We start from the raw sequence: 13,931 nt of genomic DNA on the forward strand, positions 1-13,931 counted from the left end.
ACAGGTAGGTGTCGGAGCCAGCGCCGCCGCTGAGGGCGTCATCGCCGATGCCGCCGTCGAGCGTGTCGTTGCCGTTGCCGCCATTGAGCGTGTCATTGCCTGCGTCGCCAGCGAGCAAGTCATTGCCGTCTTCGCCATTGAGGATGTCGTTGCCATCGCCGCCGGAGACGGTGTCGTCGCCAGAGCGGGCATAGACGGTGTCGTTGCCGCCCAGGGTGGTGATGACATCGGCAGTGGCGTAGGCCGTCAGGTAGTCGACGTCACTGGAGCCGGTGATGGCCAAGGCCTTGACAGTGGCGATGTCCCAGGAAGTGCCATCGGCGAAAGTGATCAACTCAAGCCGGTAGTTGCTGGTGCCGTCGGCGCTGAAATAGCTGGTGACGGTGACCTTGTCGGAAGAGCCGACGATGGACAGGATCAGGTTGTCGCCGGAGCGGGTGATCTTGATGTCCGAAGGGGCGATGCCGGCGCCAAAGGCCAGGGTATCGGTCTTGCCGGTGCTGGAGTCGGTGTTGTTGAGGGTATCGGAGCCGGAGCCGCGGGCGAACAGGTAGGTGTCGGAGCCAGCGCCGCCGCTGAGGGCGTCATCGCCGATGCCGCCGTCGAGCGTGTCGTTGCCGTTGTCTCCATATAGCGTGTCATTGCCACCAGCGCCAAGCAATTGGTCGTTGCCGTCGTTGCCGTGCATCACGTCATTGCCGGCGCCGCCATCCGCCAAGTCGTTTCCTGCGTTGGCGTTGAAGGTGTTGTTGGCGCCGTTGCCCAGGTACAGGTCGTCGCTGCTAGAGCCAGTTGGCGCAGCGGTGGACGTGGCGAGCAGCACATGCGCGGCTGCCAAGTCGCTTCTGATCGACGAATCCGCGGGGAGTTCGTCCACCCAGGTGCGCAGCGCATTCATCCCGTCATAGCCAACGGCCACGAGGGTGTCGTGCGAATAGCGGTTCAGGTCAACCAGATCAAGGATGGCATCGTGCGGGTTGACCGCCTTGTTCTCCGTGAGCAGGGTCGTCAGCCCTGTGGTGTCGAATTGCACGCCTTGGTCGTCAATGACCAACTGGATGCTGTCCAGGTAGTCTGCCAGCCGCGTTTGCATTGCCAGCGCGCCATAGACGGATGACTGCAATGCTTCGTACGCTTGGTTAATGAAATTGATCTGATCGGCGGAGAGGGTCACCGTCAATTGCGTGACCAAGCCCTTTGTGGGGGCGGCACCGCCGCCGCCGCTGCCACCGCCGCTCTGGCTCCCGCCGGGACTTGTATTGGTCGTGGTTTGGGTGATGTCAAAAAACCGGCTGCCATTGAAGATCTCCAGCATCGTCATGCGCCGAACGATCTCCAGCGCCTCGGGGCCCGGTACGTAGCCATAAACACCTGGGCCAATCGTGTCCCATATGTAATAGCCCTGAGAAAATCTCACATCAAGCGCTGGTACGACTTGCTGCGAAAGGTCATACGAACCGGGCTCCGCTTCGGTGTAGTGAGTCGTGGTGGTGGATCCGTTCGTCACGATGGACTTGTTGAGCGCGATGAGCGTGCCAAATGGCGCGTTGTATCGGCCGGAGGAAATTGCCCAATCGCTGAGGATGCTGTCAACGAGTGCAAGCTGCTCATCTCGACTGTCGGCGGCGGCGAAAGATGACACCTGCGTTTGCAGTTGCGCTGCGCTTGCCGATTCAAGGCTCATCGATTCCCGCAAATCTCGCACCCACCCGCTGCCCGTCATCTCCGGCAAGGCAGCTGCCGTCGCCGTAAGGGGAATGGTGTCGGTGAACTCGCGGTAGAAAGGATTGCTGGCCAAATTGAGGTTGGCCACGGCATTGTCCGCAAGGTTCACAGCATCCACCTCAGTGGCGGTGCCATCCGCGCGGATCACATCGGCCTTGCCGGTCACGGCGTTGCCGTTGCCCAGATCGGCATTGGTTCCGGTTTCCGCAGTAAGCGCAATGCTCACAATGCCCTTGTCACCCAGCGTGAAAAGCTCTCCCGCCTGGCTGATGCCATCGGCATTCAGGTCCTGCCAGAGACGAACTTCAGTGAAGGCCGCGTCCTGCGCATTGAAGACCCCGTCGTGGTTCGCATCCAGGCTGCTCAGCGCCTCAAAGCCGCTGCTGGCCAGCCCGGTGCTGCCGTCCGCCCGCGTGATCTGGGTATCCACGCCAAACAGCTCGCGCCCGGTGTCAATGCTGCCATTGCCATTGCGGTCCATCACCAACCAAGCGTCATCCCCCTTGAGCCACCCGGTCCCGGTCTTGACGCCATCCGCGTCGTGGTCGAACAAAACGGGATTGGTCCCCACAGCCAGCGTCTCGATGCCATCGCCGTCCAGGTCAATCGCAAGCGGGTCGCGGCGTGGGCGCCAGTTGAGGGCGGCGTTGAAGTTGGTGTTTGTTGAAACATTGATTGCACCACTGGAAATTGGGAATGTCTCCGCCAGTGCCTCGTCAAGCGCGGACTTTTGAGCCGCTGAGATCCCTCGAATCATGTCATTGTATTTATCCATCTCCGCCTGTTCTTGTGCGGTGACAGGCCAGGTTCTGCCTTCGCTCGGATGGATAAAGCCATCGGCGTCTGTGTCGAATAAGGTCGGAGCATTTGCTTCAGTTGGATAAAGGAGGTATCCGAATAACGACGGAACCGGTCCAGGTACGCCGAGTGCGCCAAACGGAATGTTTATCGGGACCGCCACAGCCATGCGGCGAGCCATTTCTGAAAAGAAGTTGGAGAAAAATGTAGGTAGGCTCATATGAAGTCCGTGATTGCGTAAATAAGGCAGGAGAAAAGGAGAATAATTCCAATGATGAACTGGGATCCGTCGAAGGAGATCTTCTTGTTAAATCTAGAGTATATTATTTTGTATATTAACCACGATAAAATAGATCCGGCAAGTGTGGCGAAGATGTAGGCATATAGCGTGGTCATTTTTGTCGTTTGAGGTGATTATGCTTGGGTGGTTGGGTGGATTGCTTTGGTGAAAAATGTGCGGGGGATTTGTTGATGCGGATTGAATTGACTGTAAATATATTGGTGGTCAATTGCCTTGCGCATTATCTCGTGCCTGCAGGATGCTGTTTTCTGGTCTTGGGAAGTTGCATGGTCGACTACGCTTTGCTTGTTGTTAATATTTTCTCTAGCATGTATTAATGCGGCGTGCGTGGGCGGCCTTCAGTTGGCTATTTTTTGGCCCAGCTGGCTTTGAAAATGATAAAGACGGTAGCCCATTAAAGAACCTCATCATCTACGATGTGGAAGACCATGAATACCATGCAAATTCATGATGTGGAAATCCATTTCACCGCTCCCCCGCACTTTCCGAAATCCGCTGGCGAATCGGTGAAATCAGATAGTCGATCACTCTTCGCTTGCCGGTCTTGATTTCGGCGGTGACGTTCATGCCGGGGGTGAGGCGGACGGTTTTGCCGTCGATGTTCAGCGTGGAGGCCTGCAACGTGAGCAGGGCGGGGAAGCTGGCCACGGAGGTGGTGTCTTCGGTGGTGGCAGTGGTCGAGGTGCTGGCGGTGCTGCGCTTGTCTTCCAGCACGGCATCGGCCGAGACAGTGGTGACCGTGGCGGGCACGGTGCCGTAGCGGGTGAAGGGGAAGGTTTCGAACTTCACTTCGGCCAACTGGCCTTCGCGGACGAAGCCGATGTCCTTGTTCTCCAGCTTGACCTCGGCGCTGACCTGCGCGTCGTTGGGCACCACCACCAGCAGGACTTGCGCGGGGGTGACCACGCCGCCCACGGTGTGCACCGCGAGCTGCTGCACGCTGCCGCTGACGGGGGCGGTGAGGCGGGTCAAAGCGGTGCGCTGGCTGGCCTTGTGGCGCTCTTCGTCGGATTGGTGGAGCTTGAGCTCGGCTTCGCCATGGCGTTCGCGCAGGTTGCGTAGGGTCTCGGCTCGGTAGGCCAGGCGAGCCTGTTGGCTTTCGAGTTGCGCGGCACGGGTCTCGCGGGTTCTGGCCTGCGCGGTGGCCAGGTCGCGCTCCAGTTCTATGCGTTCGCGGGTGCGGTCCTGTCCCGCATGGCCGGCCACGAAGCCCTGGGCGCTCAGGGCCTTGAAATCGGCCTCGCGCTGAATGGCAAGTGGCAGGGTGGTTTGCAGCTTGGCCACCTGCTGCTGGGCGGTGTCCATCTCGGCAACGCGAGTTTCCAGTTCGGCCTGCAGCTTGGCCAGCTTGGCGCTGATGTCGTCCCACTCCGTCTGCAACTGCGCTTTGGCCAAGGCGGCATCGTCTGGCGCCAACTCGTGCTGCGCGGGCCAGGTTGGGGCCAGGACGGGCGTGGCCGACAGCGCGCTCAGCAGCAACTGGGTGCGCAAGCTTTCGCTGTAAGCCGAGGCGCGCTCCTGGTCGACGCGGCTGGCATCGGCCAGCGCGTTGGTGGGGTCGAGTTCGATCAGCAACTGCCCTGCCTGGACCTGATCGCCGTCTTTGACGTGGATGGCTTTGACGACGCTGGTGTCCAGCGGCTGTACGGTCTTGCTGCGCTGGTGCACGATCACCCGGCCGTTGGCCACGGCCACGATGTCGATCTTGCCCAGCACGCTCCAGACGAGCGCGGCAGTGAACAGCGCGCAGAGGGCGATGCCGGCACGGCGAGGCGCTGGATGCACGGGCGTGTCTTGCAGGCTGAGGTGGGCGGGCAGGAAGGCCAGTTCATCGCTCAGCCGCGCCGGGCCGGCCAGTTCGTGGCGGTGTTGCCAGGCGGCCTTGCCAACGGCGGCGTAGCGCTGGAACAAGGCCCATGCGGGGTGATTTGTCATCTGGGCGGCCATGTCATGCCCCTCCTGTTTGAAGCTGCCACAGGTGGGCATAGAGACTCTTGGGCCGTGCGATGAGTTCTTCGTGGCTACCGGCTTCCACGATGCGGCCTTTGTCCATCGCGATGATGCGATGGGCTCGCCGCACGGCGGAGAGCCGGTGGGCGATGATGATCACGGTGCGCCCCTGGCAGATCGCCGCCATGTTGCGCTGGATGATGGCTTCGCTTTCGTAGTCCAGCGCGCTGGTGGCTTCGTCGAAGATCAGCACCCGAGGGTTGGCAAACAGCGCGCGGGCGATGGCAATTCGCTGGCGTTGTCCGCCCGAGAGGCTGGCGCCTTGCTCGCTCACCAGGGTGTCATAGCCCTGGGGCAATTCCGCGATGAACTCATGGGCGCCGGCCAGGTGCGCGGCGCGCAGCACGGCCTCCAGTGGCGCGGCCGGATCGGCGATGGCGATGTTCTCGCGCACGCTGCGGTTGAACAGCAAGTTTTCCTGCAGCACCACGCCGATCTGGCGTCGCAGCTGGGCGGCATCGATCAGCGCAATGTCGTGGCCATCCACCAGCACGCGGCCCTGCTCAGGGGCGTACAGGCGCTGAACCAGCTTGGTCAAGGTGCTTTTGCCGGAGCCGCTGCGGCCGACGATGCCGATCACCTCGCCGGGTCGGATGTCCAGGCTGATGTTGTGCAGCACCGGGGGCGCATCGGGCCGGTAGCGGAAACTGACTTGATCGAAGCTCACACGGCCCTTCAAGACCGGCAGCGGCGAGGCGCTTTGCGGGCGCACTTCGGTGGGGGTGTTGAGGATGTCGCCCAGCCGGGCCATGGATAGTCCGGTTTGCTGGAAATCCGTCCACATCTGCGCCATGCGCATGATGGGTTGGGCCACCCGCCCGGCGAACATGTTGAAGGCGACGAACTGACCCACGCTGAGGTAGCCGTCCATCACCAGCTGGGCGCCCCACCACAGCGTGGCCACGTTCACCAGCTTGCCGACGAGGTTCACGCCTTCATGGGCGGCCTGCGCCAGGTTCTGCGTCTTGAAGCTCGCGCTGACGTAGGCGGCCAGTTGCTGGTCCCAGCGGCGAGCGACCTGCGGCTCCAGTGCAGTGGCCTTGACGGTCTGGATGCCGGCGATGGTTTCGACCAGCAAGGCCTGATTTTCCGCGCCGCGCGCAAACTTCTCCGCCAACCTGCCGCGCAGCACCGGTACCACCAGCAGACTGAGCAGGACATAGGCTGGCAAGGAGGCCACGACAATCAGCGTCAGTGACGTGCTGTAGCTGAACATGACGGCGATGAACAGCGTAGAGAACAGCAGGTCGAGAACGAGCGTGAGGGCATTGCCGGTGAGGAAGCTTCGGATGTTTTCCAGCTCGCGCATGCGGGCCACCGAGTCGCCCACTCGGCGGGCCTGGAAGTAGGCCAGCGGCAAGGCAAGCAAGTGGCGCAGCAAGCGGCTGCCCAGTTCCACGTCGATCCGGCTGGTGGTGTGGCTGAGCACGTAGGCGCGCAGCACCGTGAGCGTGCTTTCAAACAGCACCACGCCCAGCAGGCCAACGGCCAGCACGTCCAGGGTGCTCAAGCCTTTGTGGACCAGCACCTTGTCCATCACTGCCTGGAAAAACAGCGGGGACACAAGCGCGAACAACTGCAGGAACAGCGAGAACAGCAGCACCTCGCCCAGCAAGCGCCTGTGCTTGACGATGCTGGGAATGAACCAGCTGAAGTCGAAGCGCGCGAGCTCACCTGCCAAGCTGGCATGGCTGGTCACGAGCACCAACTCGCCAGTCCACTGGGCGAGGAATGCCTCCAGCGGTTCGATGGTGGGGCGGCCGTTGTGGCTGTCACTGGTTGTGCCAGGGGCCATCAACAGGACACGTTGTCCGTCGCACTGGGCCAAAACCACCAGTCGCACCGACGCGTTTTTACCCGCACCCGGTTCCTTGAGAATGGCCAATGCGGGCAAGGGGTTCTGAGCAAGCCGTTCCGCAGGTGGGTTGCTCACCTTGGCCTTGAGGCCGATGCTGCGGGCCGCGAGCAGCACGTCTTCGATTTGCCACGCTTCGTCGGGCGAGAGCCCCAACTCGTGTAGCAATGAGGCAGGCTCCGCTGCGACATGGTGCAGCCGGGCCAGCATGGCCAGGGCTTGAAAGGCCTGGAGCCTGCCTTGCGATGGCGCCTCGGCTGCGGATTCCGCGTCGGAGGTGAGAGGTTCGGTGTGCTGCGAGGGCGCCTGCATGGTCCTGTCGCGCTCAGCAGATGACTGAGCGAATGGCAGACAGAACAGGGCGCACCCCCGCCTTTACGGCGCCTTGGTTCCTCCCTGAGCGTCTTCGTTGTGGATCTGCCCGCGCTCTATGGCGCTTGGTGGGCTTGGGCGGCTGAGAGAGCCTCGACCGCGACGCAAAATCCCCTCAATGTTATCCGTTGCTTTGCTCAGATTTACAAAGTAGTTGCGTATGGGAATTTGCACGAGTAGGTTTCGCGCGTTTGGCGGGGCTTGGATTGGCTCGCACGCGACAGGGCGGCGCAGCGGAGGGCGTCCAACATCGGGGCAAGCTGCCGCTTGGTTACGGGCAGAAGGTTCGCTGACGGTGCACCTGCGCACCGCCCGCCCGCCGCTGTCGGTGAAGGTGCTGGCGCAAGGCCTGCGCCCCTGCAACGCGGGTGATGCGCAGGCGCTGGGCCTGCAGCGCGGCGCGGCGGTGCATGCGCGGACCGTGCTGCTGATCGGCGCCGACCAGCCGATGGTGTTCGCGCACTCGGTCACGCCGGCTGCGGCCGCCGCGCGCGGCCCGTGGAAGGCCTTGCGTGGCTTGGCGCAGCGGCCGCTGGCCGAACTGCTGTTCACGCGAGGCGACGTGCAGCGCTCGCCGCTCTCGCAGCACTGGCTGCCGGCCGCGCATCCGGTGGCGCGCGCCTTGTGCCGCGCCTGGGCCGAGGCCACTGGCCAGCCTTGCCCGGCGCGCGGCGTCTGGCAGCGCTGGTCCACTTTCCACCGCCAGGGCCAGGCCCTGCTGGTGGGCGAATATTTCGTGCCCGGCCTGATGGCCGGCTGGCCGGCGCGCCAGGCGCAGCGCGCATTGCGCTACCACCGGGCGGACTGAGAGCCTGAGAGTCTTTCGACCAAGCCCGCCTTGCACGCCAAAACACCCCCGCTCGTCGTTACAAATGCTCGCCATAGCCCGAGCTATGGCTGCGCTTTGCGCCTAGAGCGGAGGCGTTGTGACGCGCCCTTCGGGCACGGCCGAAAAACTCTCAGGCTCTGAGATCACTCCGGCGTGATCGTCGCGGCGCGCAGGGCGCCGCCGGCTGCGCGGCTGAAATCGAAGTGGAACCACTGCGCGCCAAAGCGCAGCAGGTAGCGCCGTTCGCCATCGCCGCGCTGGCCGCGGTACACCAGCGCTTCGGGCCGGCCGTAGTTGTCCAAGGTGTTCTGCAGGGCTTGCCGCTGCGCTGGCGCGAGCGCGATGTCGGCGCTTGGCGTGCCCTGCTTCAGTGCGGCCAACCAGGCCCGCAGCTGCTGCGTCAAGGCCGGGTCTTCGCCCGGCACCGGCGCGTGCGCGGCGCGGGCTTCGGGGTGCAAAACCTCGAACAGCGAGGCCGACAGCGCCGACGCATTCAGCGCTTCGTGGTTCACCAGCACGACGATGGTCAACTGCTCTGCCGGATACCGCATCAGGCTGGACGAAAAGCCCAGCGTGCCGCCGCCGTGCCACAGCCGTGCATGGCCGGCCTGGCGGTCGACGAAAAGGCCGAAGCCGTAGCCATCGGGCTGGCCGTTGTTCAGCACGGCAGGCGTGGCCATCGCCTGATACGACGCGGGTGAGACCACGCGGCCGCTGCCCAGCGCCTCGGCCCAGGCCAGCAGGTCATCGGCGGTCGACACCAGCTCGCCGGCACCGCGGATCCAGCTTGGCTGGAAGCGGGGCGCGCGCTGCACCTGGCCGGCTTCGGTGGTGTGGCCGCTGGCCAGGTCCGGCCAGCGCAGCGCGCCGTCGCTGGCCCCGGTGTGGGCCATGCCGACGGGGGCCAGCACCTGCTCGCCCAGCCGGGTCGCAAACGGCTGGCCGCTGACGGTCTCGACGATGCGGGCCAGCAGCAGGTAGTTCGTGTTGCTGTAGCGAAAGCGGCTGCCCGGTGTGAACTGCTGTGGCGCGGCCTGTACCGTGGCCAGTACCTGCTCGAAGCGGGCCGGCGTCTGCGTCGCGTTGGCGGCAAAAGCCTCTGTGCCGGCGAAGTCCGGCAGCCCGCTGGTCTGCTGAAGCAATTGCCGCACGGTCACTTGTGCAGCAGCAGGGTAGCTGGGTACGAACTTGCTCACCGCGTCGTCCAGCGAGAGCCGGCCGGCCTGCACCAGCTGCAGCACCGCGGCCGCGGTCATTTGCTTGGTGATGGAGCCGATCTCGAAGGCCGTGTCCTCGTGCATGGCCCGGCCGCTGGCGACGTCCGCCAGGCCATAGGCGCGGCGCAGCAGCAACTCGCCGCCGCGGCGGATCGCTACCACGGCGCCGGGCGCCCGCTGCGTGCGCAGCGCCTCGCGCACGGTGCTGTCGATGGCGGACTCCTCGGCGGCGGAGAGCGGGGCTGCATGCGCTGTCGGCAGATTCAGCGCCAGCAGGGCCGAGAGAGCCAAGGCTTGGAAGTGCCGGCGCGCGGCATTGACGGAAAGGTGCGGCATGGCGCCATGCTAGGCAAGACCTTGCAGCATGCGGTACTGCTGCGACGAAACTGCGCAACCGGGGCATGCACTGTCGCCACGCGCGACGGATCGGTCTATCGTTTGCACGATCATGCCTGCCGCCATCGACTTTTTCTTCGACTTCTCGTCACCCTATGCCTACATCGCCAACGAATGGATCGACGCGCTGGCCGCGCGTCATGGCCGGCCAGTGCGCCGCCACGCCATCCTGCTGGGCGTGGCTTTCCAGGCCGCCGAATCCACGAGCGCCCCCAGGGCCGGGCTCGCGCCCAGCCCGCCCCCCGAGGGGGTCAGAAACCTTGGGGCGGCCCAGCGGTTTCTGGTGAGCCCGGTATCGCATCCGGTCAAGCGCGAGTACACGCTGCTGGATTTCGAGCGCTCGGCGCGTTTCGAGCGGGTGCCGTATCGCCAGCCCGCGCCGTTTCCCATCGCCACGCAGAACGCCGCCCGCGTGTTCTGGTGGCTGCACGACACGCAAGGGCCGGACGCTGCCGCCGCATGGTCCCGCGCCGGCATGCGGGCCTACTTCACACGCGGCGTGCCGCTCAGCGAGCCGGCCGCGCTGAAGGCGCTGGTGGCGGAGACCGGCCTGGACGCCGAGGCTGCGCAGGACGCCTGGGGCGACCCGGTCTGGAAGCACCGGCTCAAGCAGGCCAATGACGACGCACTGGCGCTGGGCGTGTTCGGCGCGCCGTTTTTCATCATCGACGGCGAGCCCTTCTGGGGCAATGACCGCAAGCCGCAGATCGAACGCCGCCTGGCCGATGGGCGGATCTAAGCCTCTCCAACCCTGGCAAGTCATCACCGGCGGTCTCAGCGCGCTGGTGCTGACCGTCGGCCTGGCGCGTTTTGCCTACACGCCGCTGCTACCCGAACTGCAGGTGCAGACGGGGCTGTCCGACCGCAACGCCGGCCTGCTGGCCGCGGTGAACTATGCCGGCTACATGAGCGGCACGCTGCTGGCCGCATGGATAGACGATGCGCGCTGGCGCCATCGGCTCTACAGCGCCGGGCTGCTGCTGGCCGTGCTCAGCACCGCGGCCTTCGGCCTGGGCGACTGGTGGCCCGGCTGGCTGATGCTGCGCTACCTGGGCGGGCTGTGTGGCGCGGCCGGCATGCTGCTGGGCTCGGGCCTGGTGCTGAACTGGCTGATGCGCGCCGGCCGCCGGCCCGAGCTGGGGCTGCACTTCATGGGCATTGGCGTGGGCGTGGTGGTCTCCGCGCTGGCGTGCTGGGCCTTCACGCGCTGGTGGCCGGGCTGGCAGGCGCACTGGCTGGCACTGGGCGGCGTGGGGCTGGTGTTCCTGTTGCCGGCCTGGCGCTGGCGCCCTCCAGTGCCGCCGGCCGCGCCGCCCGCGCACGCCGCGAGCGATGGGGGCGGCCCTTCACTGCGCTGGCTGCTGCTGATGTCGGCCAGCTACTTCGCGGCGGGCTGGGGCTTTGTCGTCAGCGCCACCTTCACCGTCACCATCGTCGAGCGCGAGCCGGCGCTGGCCGGGCATGGGCCGCTGGCCTGGGCGCTGGTGGGGCTTACCGCACTGCCCACGGTGTTCCTGTGGGATCGCATCGCCCGTCGCATTGGCGAGCAGCGTGCGCTGCTGATCGCCTTCGGCGTGCAGGCGGTGGCGGTGTTGCTGCCCGCACTGTCCGGCACGCTGGCCGCGGCGCTGCTGAGCGCCATCGGCTACGGCGCGACCTTCGTCGGCATCGTCAGCCTGACACTGGCGCTGGTGGGCCGCCGCTCGCCGCACAACCCGGGCAAAGCCATGGCGCGGCTGACGCTGAGTTACGGCGCGGCACAGATCGCAGCCCCCGCGCTGTCTGGCGCGATGGCGCAGGCCAGTGGCAGCTTCCATGGTGCGCTGTACCTGACCGCCGCAGTGCTGGCGATGGGCATGGTGCTGCTGGCCTGCCTGCCGAAGTCCGGCGGCGCACCGACCAGGCGCTGAGCGCTTGCCGCCACAATCACGGCATGAGCGCCGAGATCGAACTTTCATCTTCCGCTGCCGAAGCCCCGCACGAAGGCTTTGCGCTGGTCACCCGCCTGCTGGCCGAGCGTGGCCACCCGCACCTGCCCAAGTGGCTGGACGTGCCGGCCCGCACTTGCCAGGAAGCCGCCGAAGCGCTGGGCCTGGCGACCGGGCAGATCGCCAAGAGCGTGATCTTCCGGCGCAAGTCCGACGAAGTGGCGGTACTGGTGGTGGCCGCGGGCGACCAGCGGGTGGACGAGAAGAAGGTTGCCGCGCTGGTCGGCCCCATCGGCCGGGCCGACGCGGCCTTCGTCAAGTCGCGCACCGGCTTTTCCATCGGCGGCGTTTCGCCAGTGGGCCATGCCACGCGGCCGGTCACGCTGATCGACCGCACGCTGTTCCGCTTCGACGAGGTGTGGGCCGCTGCCGGCCACCCGAACGGCGTGTTCCGCCTGCACCCGGACGAGCTGGTGCAGCTCACCGGCGCGCCGGTGGCCGACGTGGCGCAGGAAGGCTGAGCCCGGTGGACCGCGCCGTTCCCGCCTTCTTGCTGGACGCGCCACCCGTCCTGCCCGCGGATTGGTCCGCTGGCCAGCCGGTGCCGTCGCCTTGCATCTCCGTCTGCCGCATGGATCCGGCCACGGGCTGGTGCGAAGGTTGCCTGCGCAGCATCGATGAAATCATCGCCTGGTCGCGCCAGGACGAGGCCGGCAAGCTGCAGGTCTGGGCCCGCTTGCCCGGGCGCTGGCAACAGCAGCAGGAAGCCTTGTTCGGCCCTTTGCCCCCGTCGCCCGGCGCCAGCTGACCCCGTTCCTCCATTTCCGTCACCCGAGGCCAAAGCATGCAGTTGAATGACCCCGCGCCGTGGCGTGAGGCAGCCCAGGCGTTCTGGGCCTGGCTGTTCGAGCACCAGGCCGAGCTGGACGCCTTGCGCAGTCCCGACGATGTCTTCTGGGACGAGCTGCTGCTGCGCCTGCAGGCACTCGACGACGGCCTGTGGTTCGAGGTCTCGTCGGCCGAGGTCTCGCCGCGCGAACTGGTCATCACCGCGCAGGGCGATGTGGACCTGTTCGACAAGGTCGAAACCCTGGTGGCGCTGGCCTCGCCGCTCACCGGCTGGCGGGTCGTTGCGCTGAAACCACCGCTGGGCTTCGACTTTGGCATTCGCTACCAGGGCATCGAGCTGCAGCCGGCCGAGCTGTGGTTCCAGCCGCTGCTGGACGAAGACGCGCCGCACATGCTGGGCCTGCGCATTGCCGTGCCCGGCTTCATTGCCGAGATGGAAGAGGAGTTCGACAGCGGCGTGCTGATCGTGCTGGACACCGCCCTGGGCGAACGCGCCGCTGCCACCGAGGTCGAGCTGCTGGAAGTGTGCGAGCTCCCGGCCCATCCACCGGAAGAAGGTTTTTTCCCGCTGCCCGAGCTGCTGGGCTACCTGGCCTGGCGCCAGCAGCAGATGCGGCCAGGGCAGGGTGGCAGCGGCCAGGTCCATTGAGCTCTCTGTTCAGATGATCGTCCCGAGCTTCTGGGCCGAAGGCCGCGCACAACACAAGGCCGAAGGCAGCCAGCGCACGCTGCGCCGCTTCGGCTGGTCCGACATCAGCCAGGAGGCGGCTCAGCAGCACGCCGACCAGCGCGCGCAGGAGGCGCTGGCCCGCGCCCTGTCCGGCGAGAAGCTGCCGCCGCGCGACTTCAAGCGGCCGTACAACGGCGCCCAGGGCCTGCCGATCCGCGAGGAAATCGTCAGCCGCCATGGCGAAGACCTGGTGGTGACCCGCAACAGCTACGGCGCGCGTTGCCTGAACACCGCCAAGGCCTTGTTCGTCGACATCGACTTTCCCACCGATGTCGACAAAGGCCTCAAGCGTGCGCTGCTCGGCCTGTTGTGGGGCCTGGCGGCGGTGTTCGGCCATCAGCGGCATTCATGGGTGGCTTTCTTTGCCGCGGCGCTGGGGGCCTGGCTCTTCAGCAGCTTTGTGTCCGCCCGGCTGGCGAAGCACCGCATGCGCCATCCGGGGGCGGACGAATGGCGCGCCCGGCAACGCATCGACGCTTTCCTGCTGGCCCACCCCGAATGGCACCTGCGCCTCTACCGCACGCCGGCCGGCATGCGCCTGCTGGCCATGCACCGCGGCTTCGACGCCCACGAGCCCGAGCTGCCACAGCACTTCCAGGCACTGGGTGCCGACCCGCTGTACGCCCGCATGTGCCTGAACCAGGGCTGCTTCCGCGCCCGCGTCAGCGCCAAGCCCTGGCGCATCGGTTGGATGGAGCGCCTGCGCCCGCGGCCCGGCGTTTGGCCCGTCAAGCCCGAAAGGCTGTCGGAGCGCGAAGCCTGGATCGCTGCCTACGAAGTGCGTGCGGCCGGTTTTGCGGCCTGCAGCTTTGTGGCGGCGTTGGGCAGTTCGGTCGTGGACCAGGACTTGCTCATGGTGCAGCAACTGCACGATGAGCTCAGCCGGGCGCACGCAGTCTTGCCGCTGGCCTGAGCCGTCAG

The 13,931-nt window shown here is 65.8% G+C and carries 11 protein-coding genes; 7 read left to right on the forward strand and 4 right to left on the reverse strand.

Annotation, left to right across the window (positions count from 1 at the left end; all coding sequences use genetic code 11):
- From LRH25_RS33170 to LRH25_RS18700, 3 genes are all read right to left on the reverse strand, one after another.
- Positions 1-2,743, reverse strand: a 2,743-nt coding sequence (locus LRH25_RS33170; RefSeq protein WP_310742437.1) for a calcium-binding protein, incomplete at its 3' end; no start/stop codon positions are given.
- Between the two features lie 546 nt (positions 2,744-3,289).
- Complete coding sequence (locus LRH25_RS18695; protein ID WP_141288571.1) at positions 3,290-4,771, reverse strand: HlyD family type I secretion periplasmic adaptor subunit; 1,482 nt, start codon at positions 4,769-4,771, stop codon at positions 3,290-3,292.
- A 1-nt stretch (position 4,772) separates the two neighbouring features.
- Positions 4,773-6,899 (reverse strand): type I secretion system permease/ATPase, encoded by a 2,127-nt coding sequence (locus LRH25_RS18700; RefSeq protein ID WP_141288572.1) that lies wholly within the window; start codon positions 6,897-6,899, stop codon positions 4,773-4,775.
- 322 nt (positions 6,900-7,221) lie between these two features.
- Here LRH25_RS18700 and LRH25_RS18705 point away from each other — a divergent pair, with 322 nt between their 5' ends.
- Positions 7,222-7,869, forward strand: a complete 648-nt coding sequence (locus LRH25_RS18705; protein ID WP_259374090.1) for a chorismate--pyruvate lyase family protein — start codon at positions 7,222-7,224, stop codon at positions 7,867-7,869.
- 164 nt (positions 7,870-8,033) lie between these two features.
- Here LRH25_RS18705 and LRH25_RS18710 read toward each other — a convergent pair whose 3' ends face one another.
- Complete coding sequence (locus LRH25_RS18710) at positions 8,034-9,443, reverse strand: serine hydrolase domain-containing protein (protein WP_231011927.1); 1,410 nt, start codon at positions 9,441-9,443, stop codon at positions 8,034-8,036.
- 112 nt (positions 9,444-9,555) lie between these two features.
- On the opposite strand from LRH25_RS18710, the gene LRH25_RS18715 reads away from it, so the two are divergent.
- From LRH25_RS18715 to LRH25_RS18740, 6 genes are read left to right on the forward strand one after another with little or no spacing between them, the layout of a single operon-like run.
- Entirely contained in the window at positions 9,556-10,242 is a 687-nt protein-coding gene (locus LRH25_RS18715) for a 2-hydroxychromene-2-carboxylate isomerase (RefSeq protein ID WP_141291675.1), read from the forward strand.
- Positions 10,229-11,413: a YbfB/YjiJ family MFS transporter gene (locus LRH25_RS18720; protein ID WP_231011928.1), complete on the forward strand. Its 1,185-nt coding sequence runs from the start codon at positions 10,229-10,231 to the stop codon at positions 11,411-11,413. Before LRH25_RS18715 ends, LRH25_RS18720 begins: the two co-directional genes overlap by 14 nt.
- Positions 11,414-11,436: 23 nt before the next feature.
- Entirely contained in the window at positions 11,437-11,952 is a 516-nt protein-coding gene (locus LRH25_RS18725; protein WP_141287571.1) for a YbaK/EbsC family protein, read from the forward strand.
- A gap of 50 nt (positions 11,953-12,002) precedes the next feature.
- The gene (locus LRH25_RS18730; protein WP_231011999.1) at positions 12,003-12,239 is read left to right on the forward strand and encodes a DUF1289 domain-containing protein; all 237 of its coding nucleotides are present in this window, start codon (positions 12,003-12,005) and stop codon (positions 12,237-12,239) included.
- Positions 12,240-12,275: 36 nt separating this feature from the next.
- Positions 12,276-12,929, forward strand: a complete 654-nt coding sequence (locus tag LRH25_RS18735; protein ID WP_141287572.1) for a hypothetical protein — start codon at positions 12,276-12,278, stop codon at positions 12,927-12,929.
- A 13-nt stretch (positions 12,930-12,942) separates the two neighbouring features.
- Entirely contained in the window at positions 12,943-13,923 is a 981-nt protein-coding gene (locus LRH25_RS18740) for a hypothetical protein (RefSeq protein WP_141287573.1), read from the forward strand.
- The last annotated feature ends 8 nt before the right edge of the window (positions 13,924-13,931 follow it).

Source organism: Ideonella azotifigens (assembly GCF_021043325.1).
GTDB classification, from domain to species: domain Bacteria; phylum Pseudomonadota; class Gammaproteobacteria; order Burkholderiales; family Burkholderiaceae_C; genus Ideonella; species Ideonella azotifigens.